This window comes from Halorientalis salina (assembly GCF_005049285.1).
GTDB classification, from domain to species: Archaea; Halobacteriota; Halobacteria; order Halobacteriales; family Haloarculaceae; genus Halorientalis; species Halorientalis salina.
This window is the reverse complement of record NZ_SOSC01000001.1, coordinates 602,466-619,191: the sequence shown is the minus strand read 5'-3', so window position 1 is coordinate 619,191 and position 16,726 is coordinate 602,466. Positions and strand designations below refer to the sequence as shown.

The 16,726-nt window shown below is 65.4% G+C and carries 14 protein-coding genes; 9 read left to right on the top strand and 5 right to left on the bottom strand.

What is annotated here, in order from left to right; all coding sequences use genetic code 11:
* Window positions 1-60 precede the first annotated feature (60 nt).
* The 3 genes from E2481_RS03245 (at window position 61) to E2481_RS03235 (ending at window position 4,664) form a co-directional block, all read left to right on the top strand.
* Window positions 61-1,755, top strand: coding sequence for a thiamine pyrophosphate-binding protein (locus tag E2481_RS03245; RefSeq protein ID WP_136715680.1), 1,695 nt, complete (start codon window positions 61-63; stop codon window positions 1,753-1,755).
* Window positions 1,756-1,839: 84 nt separating this feature from the next.
* On the top strand, window positions 1,840-3,408 hold the full coding sequence (locus E2481_RS03240) for a long-chain-fatty-acid--CoA ligase (RefSeq protein WP_136715679.1): 1,569 nt from the start codon (window positions 1,840-1,842) through the stop codon (window positions 3,406-3,408).
* A 116-nt stretch (window positions 3,409-3,524) separates the two neighbouring features.
* Complete coding sequence (locus tag E2481_RS03235; RefSeq protein ID WP_136715678.1) at window positions 3,525-4,664, top strand: acyl-CoA dehydrogenase family protein; 1,140 nt, start codon at window positions 3,525-3,527, stop codon at window positions 4,662-4,664.
* 151 nt (window positions 4,665-4,815) lie between these two features.
* Here E2481_RS03235 and E2481_RS03230 read toward each other — a convergent pair whose 3' ends face one another.
* The 5 genes from E2481_RS03230 to E2481_RS03215 all read right to left on the bottom strand — a co-directional run bounded on the left by E2481_RS03230 (window position 4,816) and on the right by E2481_RS03215 (window position 9,740).
* A complete protein-coding gene (locus E2481_RS03230; protein ID WP_136715677.1) occupies window positions 4,816-5,955 on the bottom strand; it encodes a thiolase family protein in 1,140 nt (379 codons plus the stop codon).
* The gene (locus E2481_RS03225; RefSeq protein ID WP_136715676.1) at window positions 5,956-7,119 is read right to left on the bottom strand and encodes an acyl-CoA dehydrogenase family protein; all 1,164 of its coding nucleotides are present in this window, start codon (window positions 7,117-7,119) and stop codon (window positions 5,956-5,958) included.
* Between the two features lie 76 nt (window positions 7,120-7,195).
* The gene (locus tag E2481_RS18900; protein ID WP_250137709.1) at window positions 7,196-7,612 is read right to left on the bottom strand and encodes a Zn-ribbon domain-containing OB-fold protein; all 417 of its coding nucleotides are present in this window, start codon (window positions 7,610-7,612) and stop codon (window positions 7,196-7,198) included.
* On the bottom strand, window positions 7,612-8,574 hold the full coding sequence (locus E2481_RS03220; protein WP_250137708.1) for a hypothetical protein: 963 nt from the start codon (window positions 8,572-8,574) through the stop codon (window positions 7,612-7,614). Before E2481_RS03220 ends, E2481_RS18900 begins: the two co-directional genes overlap by 1 nt.
* The gene (locus E2481_RS03215) at window positions 8,571-9,740 is read right to left on the bottom strand and encodes a thiolase domain-containing protein (protein ID WP_136715675.1); all 1,170 of its coding nucleotides are present in this window, start codon (window positions 9,738-9,740) and stop codon (window positions 8,571-8,573) included. The genes E2481_RS03220 and E2481_RS03215 overlap by 4 nt, the downstream gene beginning before the upstream one ends.
* A 102-nt stretch (window positions 9,741-9,842) precedes the next feature.
* Here E2481_RS03215 and E2481_RS03210 point away from each other — a divergent pair, with 102 nt between their 5' ends.
* The 6 genes from E2481_RS03210 to E2481_RS03185 all read left to right on the top strand — a co-directional run bounded on the left by E2481_RS03210 (window position 9,843) and on the right by E2481_RS03185 (window position 16,710).
* Entirely contained in the window at window positions 9,843-10,733 is an 891-nt protein-coding gene (locus E2481_RS03210; RefSeq protein ID WP_136715674.1) for a 3-hydroxyacyl-CoA dehydrogenase family protein, read from the top strand.
* Window positions 10,726-11,538 carry an enoyl-CoA hydratase/isomerase family protein gene (locus E2481_RS03205; RefSeq protein ID WP_136715673.1) on the top strand — a complete coding sequence of 271 codons (813 nt, stop codon included), beginning with the start codon at window positions 10,726-10,728 and terminating at the stop codon, window positions 11,536-11,538. Before E2481_RS03210 ends, E2481_RS03205 begins: the two co-directional genes overlap by 8 nt.
* 83 nt (window positions 11,539-11,621) lie before the next feature.
* Entirely contained in the window at window positions 11,622-12,413 is a 792-nt protein-coding gene (locus E2481_RS03200) for an IclR family transcriptional regulator (RefSeq protein ID WP_136715672.1), read from the top strand.
* Window positions 12,414-13,177: 764 nt separating this feature from the next.
* Entirely contained in the window at window positions 13,178-14,179 is a 1,002-nt protein-coding gene (locus E2481_RS03195) for a TIGR04024 family LLM class F420-dependent oxidoreductase (protein WP_136715671.1), read from the top strand.
* A 45-nt stretch (window positions 14,180-14,224) separates the two neighbouring features.
* Entirely contained in the window at window positions 14,225-14,884 is a 660-nt protein-coding gene (locus E2481_RS03190; RefSeq protein WP_136715670.1) for an SdpI family protein, read from the top strand.
* A gap of 128 nt (window positions 14,885-15,012) precedes the next feature.
* Window positions 15,013-16,710, top strand: a complete 1,698-nt coding sequence (locus E2481_RS03185) for a thiamine pyrophosphate-binding protein (protein WP_136715669.1) — start codon at window positions 15,013-15,015, stop codon at window positions 16,708-16,710.
* The last annotated feature ends 16 nt before the right edge of the window (window positions 16,711-16,726 follow it).

Here is a 16,726-nt window from a genome sequence, read left to right as displayed (position 1 = left end):
TTCCGTTCGGTCGCAGAATGCAACTGTTTTGACCCGGGCCGACGCAGTACGGATATCCGCATGACCGACAGCTATACCGGCGCCGACCTGTTCGTCGACGCGCTGGACCAGTACGGCGTCGAACACGTGTTCGGCAACCCCGGCACGACCGAACTCCCAGTCTTAGAGTCGATCAGCGACAGCGACCTGGAGTACGTCCTGGGCCTCCACGAGGACATCGCGGTCGGGATGGCCTCGGGCTACGCCAGTACCCGCCGGTATCACAGCCACCACGACGACGTGATGCCTGCGGGCGTCGTGAACCTCCACATCACGCCGGGGCTGGCCCACGGCCTCGGTAACATCTACGGGGCGTCCTTCACTGGGACGCCGCTGGTCGTCACCGCCGGGAACCACGAGCGGGACTTCCGCCACGAGGAACCGCTGTTGCACGGCGAACTCGCGGAGATGGTCGACCAGTTCACGAAGTGGTCGGACGAGGTCCTCGACGTCGAGGCACTGCCGACGATGCTCCGGCGGGCCTTCCGCGTCGCCCTGACGCCCCCGACCGGCCCGGTCTTCCTCGGATTGCCCATGGACACGATGCTCGAGGAGATTGACCCCGACGAGATCGAACCGCTGGGACCCATCCCCAACGCTGGCCGGGGCGACCCCGCCCAGGTCGAACAGGCGACGGACTTGCTCGTCGAGGCCGACGAACCCCTCCTGGTGGTCGGCGACCACATCGCCCGTGCAGGGGTCGACGCCGTCGAGGCGACCGTCGACTTCGCCGAGACAGTCGGCGCGCGCGTCCACGGCGAGATGCTCGCCTCCGAAGTCAACTTCCCTGGCGACCACGAGCAGTGGGTCTCCCACATGCCGCCGGACGAGGGGCTCGGCCGCTCGCTGATGGACACGGACACCATCGTCTTCGCCGGCTGTTCGACCAACACGACGCTGCTGCGCCACGACGAGGAACTCGTTGGATCGGATACGACCTGTATCCACGTCTCCGACGACGCCTGGCAGGTCGGGAAGAACCAGCCGGCGGACGCCGCCGTCGTCGGCGACTCCGGTTTGGTCATGGAACAACTGGCCGAACGCCTCGACGACCGCCTGTCCGAGGCCGAACGCGACCGTCGTCTCGACGCCGTTCGCGAGACCAAGGACTCGCTCAGCGGGACGCTGCGACGCATCAGCGAGGACGAGGCCCCGGAGGGCGACACCCGCGCCTCGAAAGCCGAACTCGTCGACGCCTTGCGTGACGTGGCTCCCGACGCGTACGTCGTCGACGAGGGCATCACCGCGAAGTATCCCATGCTGTTGCGCTGGCCGATGGCCCCGGAACAGTTCCTCTCGAACAAGGGCGGCGGCCTGGGCTACGGGCTGCCAGCCTCGGTCGGTGCGGCGCTGGCCGAGTCGATGCACGACCAGCCCCGGACCGTCGTCGGCTACGTCGGCGACGGCTCGTACCTCTACTACCCGCAGTCGATATACTCCGCCGTCCGCCACGATCTAGATCTGACCGTCGTCGTCCCGGACAACCGCAACTACCGCATCCTCAAGGACAACACACAGAAGATATTCGGCGGCTCGGACGCCGACCACGACTACGTCGGGATGGACTTCGACCCGCCGGTCGACCTGGTGAAAAACGCGGAGAGTCACGGGGCCGACGCCGAGCGCGTCGAGACGCACGAGGCTATCGAACCGGCGTTAGAGCGCGCACTCGATGCTGACGGCGTCGACGTACTCGACGTGCTCGTCCACGACTGACGCGGCCGGTGGTCGGTCCTGGGTTGTGGAGAGGTCACAATCGAGAAGGCTTTTGTATCGAGGTGGCAATGCTACGGTACTGTCATGACGAATCTCGTTACGGAAGTCGCGGATACGGTATCGGAGACGCCCGAGTCGGTTGCTATTTCCTTCAACGGAAACGAACAGACGTACGAGACGCTCTGGGAGCGAACCGGTCAGTTCGCCGCTGCACTCGACGAGCGCGGCATCGGCGAGGGCGACCGCGTCGGGATTTACCTGCCGAACCTCCCGCAGTTCGTGACCGCCTTCTACGGAACGCTGCGCGCCGGTGGCATCGTCGTCCCGATGAACCCGCAGTACAAGGCCCGGGAGATCAGCCACCTCCTCTCGGACAGTGGCGCGAAGGCCGTCGTCACGCTCTCGGCGAACGCCGAGGCGGTCGCGGAGGTCCAGTCCGACACCGACGTGAACACCGTCGTCAGCGTCGGCGAACCCGCCGAGAGCGCGACCGACTTCGAGGCGTTCCTGGCCGACGAGACGCTGCCCCTCGTCGAGCGGGCAGACGACGACACCGCCGTCCAGCCATACACCTCGGGGACGACGGGGACGCCGAAGGGCGTGCTCCTCTCCCACCACAACCTCGCATCGAACACCCGGTCGAACATGACGCTGCTCGACCCGCCGATCGGACCGGAGGACAAGCTGGTCGGGACGCTTCCGCTGTTCCACATCTACGGGATGTCCGCGGTCATGAACGCGGCCGTGTTCACGGGCGCGACGTACTACCCGGTCGCCGAGTGGGACCCGCAGGTCGTCTTCGACCTGATCGAGAACGAAGAGATCACCGTAATGTACGGCGTCCCGGCGATGTTCAACGACATGATCACCCAGCCCGACGCCGAGTCGCGGGACCTCTCCAGTCTCCGGTTCGTCAACTCCGGCGGGTCGAGTCTCCCGATGGAGGTCTTAGAGACCTTCGAGGACCTGTTCGGCGTCGAACTGTTCGAGGGCTACGGGCTGACCGAGACGAGTCCGGTCACGCACGCGAACCGCCCCGATGCCCGGCGCAAGGGGAGTATCGGCCAGCCGATCGAGGCGGTCGACGCCAAGATCGTCGACCAGGACTTCGAGGAGATGCCCCGTGTCGCGGAGGGACCGGTCGACGAAGAGGAGATGGACTTAGACGAGATCGTCGGCGAACTCGTCGTCTCCGGGCCGAACGTCATGCAGGGCTACTACGAGCTTCCGGGAGCGAACGAGGCGGCCTTCACCGAGGAAGGTGGCAAGCGCTGGTTCCACACCGAGGACCTGGGCTACTGGGACGAGGACGACTTCTTCTTCGTCGTCGACCGCGAGAAACACATGATCGTCACCGGCGGCTACAACGTCTACCCGCGTGAGGTCGAGGAACTCCTCTACGAACACGAGGCGGTCGCCGACGCCGCCGTGGTCGGCATCGAAGACGACCGCCGTGGCGAGACGGTCAAAGCGCTCATCGTCCCCGCGCCAGGGTACGAACCCGGCGAGGACGTGACCGCCGAGGAGATCAAACAGTACGCGCTCGACAACATCGCTGAGTACAAACACCCCCGCCAGGTCGAGTTCCGCGAGGAACTCCCCCGGACGACAACCGGGAAGGTTCAGAAGTACGAACTCCGGAAAGAGAGCTGAACGGCCCGGGTTGGAACGGACAACTCGGTTACCATTTTTCACGCGTTGCTAACCATCAGCTAACGGGTTTGGGAACTATCAGAATATATTTTACAGACCAATCCTAATTGCGTTGTATGGCGTTTCAACTATCGGACGAGCACCGCGCTATTCGGCAGGCCGTCCGCGAGTTCGGCGAGAACGAGATCGCACCGGTTGCGAAGGAACACGACGAGGAAGGCAGCTATCCCGAGGCCCTCCGGAAACAGGCCGCGGAGTTCGATTTCGTCGCACCGCACATCCCGGTCGAGTACGGCGGGGCGGGGATGGACCTGCTCGAAGCGGTTCTCGTGACCGAGGAACTCTGGCGGGCCGACCCCGGCATCGGGAGCGCCGTCGGCAGCGCCGGGTTCGGGACGAACATGATCGTCGAGTACGGTGACGAGTGGATGAAAGAGGAGTGGCTGCCAAAGATCGCCAACGGGGAATCGGCCTCCTATTCCGCCATTTCGGAGCCGGCCCACGGCTCGAACGTCGCCGGCATCGAGACGCACGCGGAGAAGGACGGCGACGAGTACGTGATCAACGGCAACAAGATGTGGATCACGAACGGCACCGTGGCCGACGTGGGCGTCATGATGACCAAGACCTCACCCGACGAGGGTCACCGCGGCATCACGGCGTTCCTCGTGCCCACTGATCTGGACGGGTTCAAGACCGAGAAGATCGACAACAAGCTCGGCATCCGCGCCTCGGACCTCGCGGAGGTCATCGTCGACGACGTGCGCGTCCCCGAGGAGAACGTCATCGGCGAGGTCGACAAAGGGTTCTACCAGCTGATGGACTTCTTCGCTCACGGTCGCACCCGTGTCGCGTCCCAGGCTGTCGGTGCCGCACAGGCGGCCCTCGACGCGGCGCTGGACTACGCCGGCGAGCGTGAGCAGTTCGGCCAGAAGATCGGCGAGTTCCAGGCCATCGAGCACAAACTCGCCGAGATGGCGACGAACGTCGAAGCCGCGCGGTCGCTGACCTACCGCGCGGCCTCGGCCGTCGAGAACGGCGACGACGACCTCGCCGCGAAGTTCGCCAGCATGGCGAAGCTGTTCGCCTCGGAACACGCCGTCGACGTGGCCGACGAGGCCATCCAGGTCCACGGCGGTGCCGGCTACGTCTCCGATCACCCGGTCGAGCGCTACTACCGGGACGCCCGGATCACGAAGATCTACGAGGGCACCAGCGAGATCCAGAAGAACATCATCTCCGACCGCCTCCTGTAGGGACACGACTTCTCGTAGGACAAGACGTCTGTCCCACTTTTTCTGTGAATCCGAACGGTGAGCCTCGGCTCAGATTGATTACTGTAGAACGTTTCCGGGTGAGCGCACGCTGTCAGGCGGTCGAATCCGAAACCAGTGACGGCAGTATGTCTCAGGGAACCCGGAACTCGATAGCGATGCCCTGGCCGTAGCCGATACACATCGTCGAGAGCCCGCGGTCGGCGTCGCGGCGGTGCATCTCGTGGATGAGCGTCACGGGCAGGCGCGCGCCGGACGCCCCGAGCGGGTGGCCGATGGCGATGGCCCCGCCGTTGACGTTGAATCTCTCGTCGTCGATGCCGAGTTCTCGCTGACAATACAGCGTCTGACTCGCGAAGGCCTCGTTGAGTTCGACCAGGTCGTAGTCGTCGATGGTCGTTCCGGCGCGGTCCATGAGTCCGCGGACGGCGGGCACCGGACCGATGCCCATGATCTCGGGGTCGACGCCCGCGACGTTGTGGGCGCCGACCTCGGCCATGATCTCCAGGCCGCGCTCCTCGGCGAACTTCCGGGAGGTCAGCATGACGGCGGCCGCGCCGTCGGAGATCTGACTGGCGGTGCCGGGCGTGACGGTGCCGTCTTCTTTGAACACCGTGGGGAGGTCACCCAACTTCTCGGCGGTCGTGCCGGGGCGGAGCCCCTCGTCTTCGGTGACGACTTCCTCGCCGGTGTCGATGGGGAGGATCTCCTCGTCGAAGCGTCCCTCCTCGGTGGCCGCGACGGCGCGTTGCTGAGAGCGAGCGCCGTACTCGTCTTGGGCCTCACGAGCGACGTCGAAGCGCTCGGCGACGGCCTCGGCGGTCATGCCCATCTGGAGCGCGTCGGTGTCGTAGCGCTCGCGGATGCCGGGGTAGGAGTCGATGCCCTGGTCGCGCTGCACCCGGGACATGTTCTCGACGCCGCCCGCGATGAGACAGTCGCGCTGACCCGCCCGGATGGCGTCCGAGGCGGCCGCGATGGCCTGGGCCGAGGAGCCACAGAGGCGGTCGATCGTCGTGCCCGGGACGTTCTCACCGAGGTCGGAGAGGAGGGCGATGACTCGCGCGAGGTTGTTCCCCTGCTCTTTGACCTGCTTGGCACAGCCCCACTGGAGGTCGTCGACGTCGTCGCCGTGGAGGTCGGTCTCGGCCAGCAACTCGTCGACGAGGGGCACGGCCAGGTCCTCGCTCCGAACGTCGGCGTAGACGCCGTCCTGCTTGCCCTGGGGGGTTCGGCGAGCGGCGACGACGACGGGATCGGTGTCCGCCGTCATCTATTCGAAGGCCGGGATGCCGGTGATGTCGTGGCCGATGATCAGCGAGTGGATGTCGTGGGTCCCCTCGTAGGTGTAGACGGTTTCGAGGTTGGTCACGTGACGCATCGGCGAGTAGTCGGCCGTGATGCCGTTGCCGCCGAGCATCTCGCGGGCGACCCGGGACTGCTCGCGAGCCATCCGGACGTTGTTGCGCTTGCCCATCGAGATGTGCTGGGGTTCGAGGTCGCCCCGCTCCTTCAACTCGGCCATCCGGTGGGCCAGCAGTTGGGCGTTCGTGATCTGGGTCGCCATCTCGGCGAGTTTCTCCTGCTGGAGCTGGAAGCCGCCGATGGGCTTGCCGAACTGCTCGCGGTCGGTGGCGTAATCTTTGGCCACCTGGAAACAGTCCATCGCCGCGCCGACCGCGCCCCAGGCGATCCCGTAGCGCGCCTGGCTGAGACAGGACAGCGGTCCTTTCATCCCTTCGACGCCGGGCAGGACGTTCTCCTCGGGGACGTGCACGTCGTTGAGGCTGATCTCGCCGGTGATCGAGGCCCGGAGCGAGAGTTTCTCGTCGATCTTGTTCGTGCCGACGCCGTCGCGGTCGGTCTCGACGAGGAAGCCACGGACGGGGTTGCCGTCGGTCGAGCGATCCTTCGCCCAGACGACCGCCACGTCGCTGATGGGGGAGTTCGTGATCCAGGTCTTCGCGCCGTTGAGCACGTAGCCGTCACCGTCTGCCTCGGCGTGGGTCTCCATCGCCGCGGGGTTCGAGCCGTGTTCGGGTTCGGTGAGGCCGAAACAGCCGACGGCCTCGCCGGCGCCGAGTGCGGGGAGCCACTCGTCTTTCTGTGCCTCGCTGCCGAAGGCGTGAATCGGGTACATCACGAGCGCGCCCTGCACTGACGCCATCGAACGGAGCCCCGAGTCGCCGGCTTCCAGTTCCTGCATGAGCAGGCCGTACGCTGTCTCGCTCAGGTTCGGAAGACCGTACCCGTCGAGGTTCGGCGCGTAGAATCCCAGTTCGCCCATCTCGGGGATGAGGTCTTTCGGGAACGTGCCGTCGATCCAGTGCTGTCCGACGTCGGGTTTGACCTTCTCTTCGACGAACTCGCGCGCGGTGTCGCGCACCATGCGCTCTTCTTCGGTCAAATCGCTCTCTAGGCCCACGTAATCGAGCATACAATAGCAGTCGGGCGGAGTGACATTAATAGTTCGGTACGAAACCGAGAGAAACTGGTTCGGGGTTTCCCGCCCGTCAGTCCATCGGTCGGAACTTGACACCGTACCGGACGATGCCCTCCTGTTCGTAGATCCGTCGGACGACCGCCTCGACGCGGTCGCCCCGCTCGACTGTGGTCGGGTCGCAGTCGGTCAGCATGCCGGGCACGCGAGCGCCCTCGTCGAGTTCGACGACGGCCACGCCGAACGACCCTTCCTGGGTCTGGAGGTCGGCGAACTCCGGCGGCGCTCCGCCCGTGATGGTCGTCCCTGCGACGACTTCGCCGGTCCCCTCGGGTTCGACGGTCTCGAAGTCCGCGGTGGAGTTGCACTCGACGCAGGCCCCCTCGGCGGGGAACGTGTGTGCGCCACAGTCCGGACACTGGCCGAGTTCGAGCCGATACCGGCCGTCGAGGTTCCGCCACCACGACGGGACGCTCAGGTACGCTCCCATCAGTCGTCACCTCCCGTCTCGACGACGTGGCCACGCTTGCGCGCGTACTCCGCGTAGGACACGTCGACGGTCTCCCGGTCCCAGGAGGCGTCGAGGGTCCCGACGACGCGGACGGCGACCGCGCTAGCCCCGTCGCCGAAAGCCACGAGCGCCACGTCGTCTTCGCCGTCGGCCCAGGCAGCAGCGAGGCCGAACAGTGGACCGGCCGCGCCCGTGTCCCCGAGGTCGCCGGCCGTCTCGTACACGTCGGCGTCGCCGTCGAGTCGCCGGGCGGCGCGGTAGGGCCGCTTGCCGTTCGGTGCCGTTGGCGCGATGGCCGGTGGGGCCTCGTCCAGCGCGTCGACCGCGCCCGCGACGACGGTCCCGTAGGCGTCCCGCTCGTAGGCGGTGGCGTCGTAGGAGTCGACGGCGTCGGCGCCGCGTTCGCGGAACCGCGTCCCCGGGAACTCCTCTGTATAGGTCGCCGTCTCTCTGATCTCGACTGGGCCGTCCTCGGCCAGCAGGAAGGCGACGGCCCCCGCGCCGGCGGCGTGGTCGAGGGCGTCGTCGGGGTCGCCGAGCGGGGCGTCCGCGGCCACGACGAGCGTCGGGCCGTCGGGGACCTCTGTCCCCCAGCGGATGGCGCTCCCGCCAGCGCCGGTCGACTGGGTGAACGCCGCCGTTTCGACGGTGTTGTCGAGTCCGAGTATCTCCGCGACGGTCGCGGCCACGTCGCCCTCGTCGACGGGTGGCGTGGTCGAGGCGAAGGCCAGTCCCGCGAGGCCCTCGCGGTCGTGAGCCGACCCGTCGAGGGCGGTCTTGGCGGCCTCGACGGCCATCGTGACCGCGTCCTCGTCGGCGCCGGGGACGGCTTTCCGCTGGACGCCCGGCGCGTCGAAGGTCCCCCAGGCCTCGGCGAAGGCGTCGGCGTCGATGCGGTATCGCGGCGTGTACGCGCCCGCGCTCTCGATGGCGTCGGTCACGCCCATCCCTCCTCGAAGACGTGGACGGCGACGGCTCCGCCCGATCCACCGACGTTGTGGGTGAGACCGCGGCCGAGGCCCGAAACCTGGCGGTCGCCGGCTTCACCCCGGAGTTGCTTGAACACCTCGACGGCCTGCCCGCCGCCGGTCGCGCCGATGGGGTGCCCCTTCGATTTCAGTCCGCCCGAGAGGTTCACGGGGCGCTCGCCGTCCGGTTCCGTCGTGCCGCTCGTGATGTACGGCCCGGCCTCGCCCTTCTCGCAGAAGCCCAGGTCCTCGTAGGCCATGAGTTCCGCGATGGAGAAACAGTCGTGAACCTCCGCGAAGTCGATGTCGTCGGCCTCGACGCCGGCCTCGTCGTAGGCCTGCTCGGCGGCATCGGTGGTCGCGGGGATGCCCGTCAGCGTGGGTCGCTGGAACAGGCCGACGCGGGAACTGGCCTGACCGGCCCCGGCGACGCGGATCGGGGTGTCGGTCAGTTCCTCGGCGGCCTCCTCGCTGGCCAGGATGGCGACGCTGGCCCCGTCTGAGGTCGGACAGCAGTCGTAGAGGTTGAGCGGGTCCGCGACGCCCGGCGCATTCATCGCGTCTTCGAGGGAACACTCGAAGCCCAGGTGGGCGTGGGGGTTCTTCGCGCCGTTGGCGTGGTTCTTGGCGGCGACTCGCGAGAGGTGTTCCCGGGTCGTGCCGTGTTCGGCCATGTGGGCGTCGGCCATCTGGGCGTAGACGCCGGCGAAGGTGGTCCCGGACATGCGCTCCCACTCGGTCTCGCCGCTGACGCCGAGCCAGTAGCGGGTCTGGTCGCCGCTCATGTCGGTCATCACCTCGAACCCGCCGGCGATGGCGATGTCGGCCGCGCCCGCCCTGATGGCGAGCGTGGCCTGCCGGAGCGCGGTACCACTGGCCGCACAGGCGTTTTCGACGCGGGTACACGACGCGCCGTCGAGACCGACGAACTCGGTGACTGCGGGGCCGCTGAGTCCAAGCTGGCGGCCGCCGACGCCGAGGGTGCCGACGTAGGCCTCGTCGACTTCCGTCCTGTCGAACTCGCCGTCGACGGAGTCGACGGCCCCCTCGAACGCCGTCGAGAACAGTGATCGATACGATTCGCGCGGGAACGCGCCGAAGTCCGTCTGCGCGGCTCCCACGAGGTAGGCGTCTCGCATACCACTGCTTGCGCTACGTGCGGTTTACCGTTTTCTGTTTGCGCCACCCTCCCACACTGCCAGGAAGAAACGCTTTTGACTGCACTGTCTGTTTCTCCCCGTATGCAGGTTGCTGTACTCGGAGCAGGTAGTATGGGGCACGGAATCGCGCAGGTGTCGGCCATGGCCGGCCACGAGGTCGTCCTGCGGGACATCGAGACGGAACTGGTCGAGGACGGCATCGAGGGCATCCGGTCGAACCTCGCGGAGGGTGTCGAGCGCGAGAAGGTGACCGAAGCCGAGATGGACGCGACGCTCGACCGGATTTCCGGCACGACCGACCTCTCGGAAGCAGTCTCTGACGCCGACCTCGCCGTCGAGGCGGTCCCCGAGGACATGGACATCAAACAGGACGTATTCGCCGACGTGGAGGCGTCCGCGCCCGACGACGCGATCATCGCGTCGAACACCTCCTCGCTCTCGGTGACCGAGATGGCGTCCGTCCTGGACCACCCCGAACGGGCCGTCGGTCTCCACTTCTTCAACCCGCCCCACATCATGGACCTGGTCGAGATCGTCGTCGCCGAGCAGACCAGCGACGCGGTCGAATCCCGCGCCGTCGACTACGTCGAGGGCATCGAGAAGGAGGCCGTCGTCGTCCGAGACAGCGCCGGGTTCGCCACGTCGCGGCTCGGCCTCGCGCTGGGTCTGGAGGCCATCCGGATGGTCGAGCAGGGCGTCGCCAGCCCGGCGGACATCGACGCCGCGATGCGGAAGGGGTACGGCTACCCGATGGGCCCCATCGAACTCGGCGACCACGTCGGCCTCGACGTGCGACTCCACATCGCCGAACACCTGCGCGAGGAACTCGGCGAGCGGTTCAAGCCGCCGCAGGCGCTCCGCCGGAAGGTCCGCGCGGGCAACCTCGGGAAGAAGTCCGGCGAGGGGTTCTACGTCTGGGAGGACGGCGAGAAGGTCGGGATGAGCGGCGACTGGGGCGAGGACGATGAGTGAGTCACTGGCCGACCAGTCCTACGACCTCCTCTCGGTGACGGTCGGTGACGACGCGGACCGCGTGGCCACCGTGGCAATCGAGCGCCCGGACGCGCGGAACGCACTGAACGAACAGGTCCGAAGGGAACTGAAAGACGCCCTGGCAACCGCGGAGGCCGACGACGAGGTGCGCGTGCTGGTGCTCACCGGCGGCGACGGCTCCGGTGCGTTCGTCGCGGGCGCGGACGTGACCGAGTTCAAGGACCGCGACCTGGTCGAACAGCGCGAGGCCAGCGAGCGACCCCGCGTCTACGAGACCGTCGACGAACTCTCCATCCCGGTCATCGCGCGGATCAACGGGCACGCGCTCGGCGGCGGCTGTGAACTCGCCCAGGCCTGCGACGTGCGCATCGCCCAGGAGGGCGCGAAACTCGGCCAGCCGGAGATCAACCTTGGCCTGATTCCGGGCGGTGGCGGCACGCAGCGACTCACGCGCCTCGTCGGCGAGGGACAGGCGATGCGGCTGATCCTCTCGGGCGAGCTCATCGACGCCACGGAAGCGGCGGACATCGGGCTCGTCGACGAGGTCTGCGATGAGGACACGATCGACGACCGCGTCTACGAGCTGGCTGGCGGGATGGCTGAAAAGAGCCCCGTCGCGCTCGAACTCGCGAAGAAGGCGATCCGGGAGAGCTCCCGGATGGGGCTCGATGCCGGCGTCGAATACGAGTCAGAACTGTTCGTCCAGCTGTTCGCGACCGAGGACAAAGACGAGGGCATCGAGGCGTTCCTCGACGGCCGCGACCCCGAGTTCTCCGGTCGGTAGGTTCGGCACACAACCGGTCCGGTGCCGCTCGATCGTTTCTTATTAGTGAATGTTATTAGGGTGGAGAGGGATAGGGACACACGATGGAAGACTCGCAAACGGACGGGACGGGGGCCTCGGTCGACGGCCGGACGCTGAAGAGCCTGGAACGGTCGTTCGGCATTATTACGGAATTAAAAGAGCGCGAGGGCGCACGGGTCACGGAACTCGCAGACGCGACGGGGCTCTCGAAGAGTTCCGTCCACAAGCATCTAACCACGCTTCGGGCCGGCGATTTCGTCACGAAGAACGGTGACGAATACCGTCTCGGCCTCCGCTTCCTTGATCTCGGTGCGCACGTCCGTAGCCAGATCGAGGGGAACACGCTCGTCCAGGAGAAACTCCGAGAACTCGCACGTGAATCGGGCGAAACCGCCCAGTTCACCGTCAGAGAGCACGGCCGCGCCGTCGTGTTGTATCGGGAGGCCGGGAGTCACGGTGTGTTCTCGAAGGGCCGCGTGGGCAAGCGGTTCCACATCCATCAGCCCGCGGCCGGGAAGGCGATTCTGGCGGAGTTACCTCGCGAGACGGTCGATGACATCGTCGAGACCTACGGGCTCCCGGATGCGACCGAGAACACGATCGCCGACGAAGACGAACTGTTCGCCGAACTCGAACGGATACGGGAGCGCGGATTCGCGCTGAACGAAGAAGAGACCACGAAGGGACTCCGTGCGGTAGCCGTTCCGATTATGAACCCGGACGACTACGTCCTCGGCGCGTTCGCCGTTGCCGGGCCGACCCACCGAATGAAAGGTGAACGACTGGAAGAGGACGTTCCCGAACTCCTCCACCGCATCGTCAACGAACTCGAACTCAACCTCGCACACTCCTGACCATTCTCGAGGGTCCGTCACGTGATACAGTGGACTGGGCCGGAGGCTCGTCCTCTGCTAGTGCAAAAGAATACACAGCCGAATGTTCGTCCGAATACCAGTGTATAATCTCGTTATATGATTCACTCTATCGCTATAGATATTTCTAAGAGCAATATATTTCGTATATTATCGTACAGATGGGTAGAAGAATGCGTTTCATAATGACGAACAGTGCGTGGTGGCAATAATTGCTGTTAATAACATAAATACCAGTGTTATTCTGTTGTCTGCCGCTCAACCAATCCGCGATGTCCCGGCCGTCACCGCTTAGCCGACCTCTTAATAAACTTAATAAAAGTTTTATACTACAGATGTAGTCGGGTGATGGTTGGGGGAAAATGCAATCACAATTCGAGATGGACAGAAAACAACCGATAATGTGCCTATAAATTCTATATTCCGCTGGTAAATATATGACTGGCCAATATTGGATCCTCTGTTAAAAATCACTCCTGGATTTTGAAAAAGAGTGCCAATAAAACGAGATAATAAAAATAATGCCGTAAGATCATAGTATATCTGGTGAATTATGGGTTTAAACAAGAAATACTCATATATAGATATGGTGAGTACATGAGCTACGATTAAAACTAATAGTAAGTTTATGTCACTTTGTTCAAATATGGGTTGCGCCGTGGGAGAACGGTGGGAGGGACGCTGGACTCGTTTCACTGTCCACCGGAGGGTAAACGTATTAGTATCGCGAGGGAGGCGTCGAAAGCATGGTAACACGAGACGTGTACCTGCCGGTGGCTGCACAGCCCAGCGTCGAGACGCTTGTCGAACAGGCGGAGCGTGGGGAGCAACTTGGGTACGAGCGCGCCTGGTTGCCCGAGACGTGGGGTCGGGACGCCGTCACGACGCTGACGCGTATCGCGACCGAAACCGACGAGATCGGGATCGGGACCTCGATCATGCCGATCTACTCGCGGACGCCGTCGCTGATGGGCCAGACCGCGACGACACTCCAGGAGGTCTCCGACGGTCGCTTCCGCCTGGGGATCGGCCCGAGCGGCCCCATCGTCATCGAGGGGTGGCACGGCGAGGAGTTCGGCAACCCGCTCCGGCGCACGCGCGAGACGATCGACATCGTCAAACAGGTCATGGCCGGCGAGGAAGTCGAGTACGACGGCGAGTACTTCCAGCTGTCCGGATTCAAACTGCGCTGTGATCCGCCGGACCCCGTCCCGCCGATCGACGCCGCCGGGATGGGCCCCAAGTCCGTCGAACTCGCCGGCCGGTTCGCCGACGGCTGGCACGCGCTGATGCTCACCCGAGAAGGACTGGCCGACCGCATGGAGGACTTCGACAACGGGTCCGAGATGGGCGACCGCAACCGAGAGGACCAGCGGGTGACGCTCTCGCTGAACTGCTGTGCACTGGACGACCCCGAGGAAGCCGAACGGCTCGTCAGGCAACATATCGGATTTTATATAGGTGGGATGGGCACGTTCTATCGCGACGCGTTGGCTCGCCAGGGCTACGAGGACGAGGCCTACGAGGTGTCCGAGCAGTGGGCCAGCGGCAACAGAGAGGCGGCGATGGACGCACTGCCCGACGAGTTGATCGGGGAGATTGCCGTGGCCGGGACGCCCGAGCAGGCCGCCGAGCAACTCGACGCCTTCGCGAACATCGACGGGCTCGACGCGATCAACATCTCCTTCCCCCGGGCTGCCGACCACGACCAGATCCTCCAGACGATGGAAGCGCTCGCGCCACAGTAACCCCGACACCCAGCGTTTTAGTTTCTATTCACTAGAGTATCACGTATGCGGTCGAAATCCGCCGCTGCCCTGGCTGGAACCCTCGTCGCCGGGATGGCCGTCGCCAGCGTCCTGGTCGACCCACGGCTCCCCGAGACAATGGTCGTCCACTGGGACGCAGCCGGGAATCCGAACGACACGACGCCGAAGGTCTGGGGGCAGTTCTTCCTCCCGCTGCTCACCGCCGTCCTCGTCGGGTTCCTGTTCGCCGTCCCTCGGATCGACCCGAACCGGGCGAACATCGAGGCGTTCCGTGACGTGTACGACGAGTTCGTCGTCGTCCTGACGGCCTTTCTCGCGATGGTCCACGCCGTCGTCCTCGCGGTTAACGTGGGATACGACGTGGCGGTCGACGCCGTCGTGTTCAGCGGCGTCGGGTTTCTCGTCTTTTTCATCGGCACCCTGCTCGAACGGACCGAACAGAACTGGTTCGTCGGCATTCGGACGCCCTGGACGTTGAGCGACGAGGACGTGTGGGATCGCACACACGAGGTCGGTGCACCGCTGTTCAAGCTGTCCGGTGTGATCGCGTTCGTCGGCGGGTTCTCCGGCCAGTACGCGGTCTATCTGGCCGTCGGCCCGGTCGTCGTTTCCTCGCTCGCACTGACTGTCTACTCGTATTATCTCTACGAACGTGAGGGGCAGGCGGGCGAGGCGACTCCGTAGGCTGCCAGTCATGGATGGGCGATATTCTTTCCAATCTTCACCCTCACCGTACGAGAGACAACAGATGAAGAACCTGTGGGATATGGGTGAACTATTTTAGGGATGGCCGGCCCAGTCACGGTATCACCATGCCAGACGAGTACACGGGCGCGGACCTGTTCGTCGACGCCTTGGAACAGTACGGCGTCGAACACGTCTTCGGGAACCCCGGCACGACCGAACTCCCCGTCCTGGAATCGATCAGCGATAGCGACTTAGAGTACGTCCTGGGCCTCCACGAGGACATCGCGGTCGGGATGGCCTCGGGCTACGCCAGCACCCGCCGATATCACAGCCACCACGACGACGATGTGATGCCCGCCGGGGTCGTGAACCTCCACATCACGCCAGGGCTGGCCCACGGCCTCGGCAACATCTACGCCGCTTCCTTCGCCGGGACGCCGCTGGTCGTCACCGCCGGGAACCACGAGCGGGACTTCCGCCACGAGGAACCGCTGCTGTACGGCGATCTGGTCGACATGGTCGATCAGTTCACGAAGTGGTCCGCCGAAGTCCTCGACGTCGAGGCGCTGCCGACGATGCTCCGGCGGGCGTTCCGCGTCGCCCTGACACCGCCGACCGGCCCGGTCTTCCTCGGGTTGCCCATGGACACCATGCTCGAGGAGACCGACCCCGAGGAGATCGAACCGCTCGGCCCGATTCCGAATGCCGGCCGGGGCGACCCCGCTCAGGTCGAACACGCGACGGACTTGCTCGTCGAGGCCGACGACCCGGTTCTCGTATTGGGCGACCACGTCGCGCGCTCGGGGGCCGACGCCGTCGACGCGGCCGTCGATTTCGCCGAAACCGTCGGTGCGCGCGTTCACGGCGAAATCCTCGCCTGCGAAGTCAACTTCCCGACGGGGCACGACCAGTGGATCTCCTACATCCCGCCGGACGAGGGGCTGGCGAGCATGCTCATGAGCAGCGACACGGTCGTGTTCGTCGGGTGTTCGACCAACACGACGCTGCTGCGCCACGACGACGATCTGGTGGGTTCGGACACCACCTGCATCCACGTCTCCGACGACGCCTGGCAGGTCGGAAAGAACCAGCCGGCGGACGCCGCGGTGGTCGGCGACCCCGGCCTGGTCATGGAGCAACTGACCGAGCGACTCGACGACCGCCTGGCCGCCGAGACGCGCGAGCAGCGCCTCCAGACGGTCGAGACGATGAAAGCCTCGCTCGCCGACACCATCGAGGGCATGAGCGTGGACGAACGGCCGGAGGGGGACACCCGCGCCGGGAAACACGAACTCGTCGACACGATGCGCGAGACGGCTCCCGACGCGTACGTCGTCGACGAAGGGGTGACCTCGAAGTACCCGCTGCTCATCCGCTGGGAGATGGAGGCCGAGGGCATGGTCTCGAACAAGGGCGGCGGCCTCGGCTACGGGTTGCCGGCCTCGGTCGGCGCGGCGCTGGCCGAGTCGATGCGCGAGGACCCGCGCGAGGTCATCGGCTACGTCGGCGACGGCTCGTACCTCTACTACCCCCACTCGATCTACTCGGCCGTCCGCCACGATCTCGACCTGACGGTCGTCGTCCCGGACAACCGCAACTACCGCATCCTCAAGGACAACACCCAGGCGATCTTCGGCGGCACGGACGAGGACCACGACTACGTCGGGATGGACTTCGACCCGCCGGTCGACCTGGTGAAAAACGCGGAGAGTCACGGGGCCGACGCCGAGCGCGTCGAGACGCCCGAGGAAATCGGCCCGGCGTTAGAACGGGCGCTCGATGCCGACGGCGTCGACGTGCTCGACGTGCTCGTCCACGACTGACCGTCCCGGACCGCGT

Excerpts from the sequence above, each read along its gene's own strand:
- E2481_RS03205 (WP_136715673.1), top strand. The coding sequence starts at position 10,726 with ATGAGTGAGTCACTGGCCGACCAGTCCTACGACCTCCTCTCGGTGACG.
- E2481_RS03195 (WP_136715671.1), top strand. The coding sequence starts at position 13,178 with ATGGTAACACGAGACGTGTACCTGCCGGTGGCTGCACAGCCCAGCGTC.
- E2481_RS03225 (WP_136715676.1), bottom strand. The coding sequence starts at position 7,119 with ATGCTCGATTACGTGGGCCTAGAGAGCGATTTGACCGAAGAAGAGCGC.
- E2481_RS03245 (WP_136715680.1), top strand. The coding sequence starts at position 61 with ATGACCGACAGCTATACCGGCGCCGACCTGTTCGTCGACGCGCTGGAC.
- E2481_RS18900 (WP_250137709.1), bottom strand. The coding sequence starts at position 7,612 with ATGGGAGCGTACCTGAGCGTCCCGTCGTGGTGGCGGAACCTCGACGGC.
- E2481_RS03235 (WP_136715678.1), top strand. The coding sequence starts at position 3,525 with ATGGCGTTTCAACTATCGGACGAGCACCGCGCTATTCGGCAGGCCGTC.
- E2481_RS03185 (WP_136715669.1), top strand. The coding sequence starts at position 15,013 with ATGCCAGACGAGTACACGGGCGCGGACCTGTTCGTCGACGCCTTGGAA.
- E2481_RS03230 (WP_136715677.1), bottom strand. The coding sequence starts at position 5,955 with ATGACGGCGGACACCGATCCCGTCGTCGTCGCCGCTCGCCGAACCCCC.
- E2481_RS03190 (WP_136715670.1), top strand. The coding sequence starts at position 14,225 with ATGCGGTCGAAATCCGCCGCTGCCCTGGCTGGAACCCTCGTCGCCGGG.
- E2481_RS03200 (WP_136715672.1), top strand. The coding sequence starts at position 11,622 with ATGGAAGACTCGCAAACGGACGGGACGGGGGCCTCGGTCGACGGCCGG.
- E2481_RS03240 (WP_136715679.1), top strand. The coding sequence starts at position 1,840 with ATGACGAATCTCGTTACGGAAGTCGCGGATACGGTATCGGAGACGCCC.
- E2481_RS03210 (WP_136715674.1), top strand. The coding sequence starts at position 9,843 with ATGCAGGTTGCTGTACTCGGAGCAGGTAGTATGGGGCACGGAATCGCG.
- E2481_RS03215 (WP_136715675.1), bottom strand. The coding sequence starts at position 9,740 with ATGCGAGACGCCTACCTCGTGGGAGCCGCGCAGACGGACTTCGGCGCG.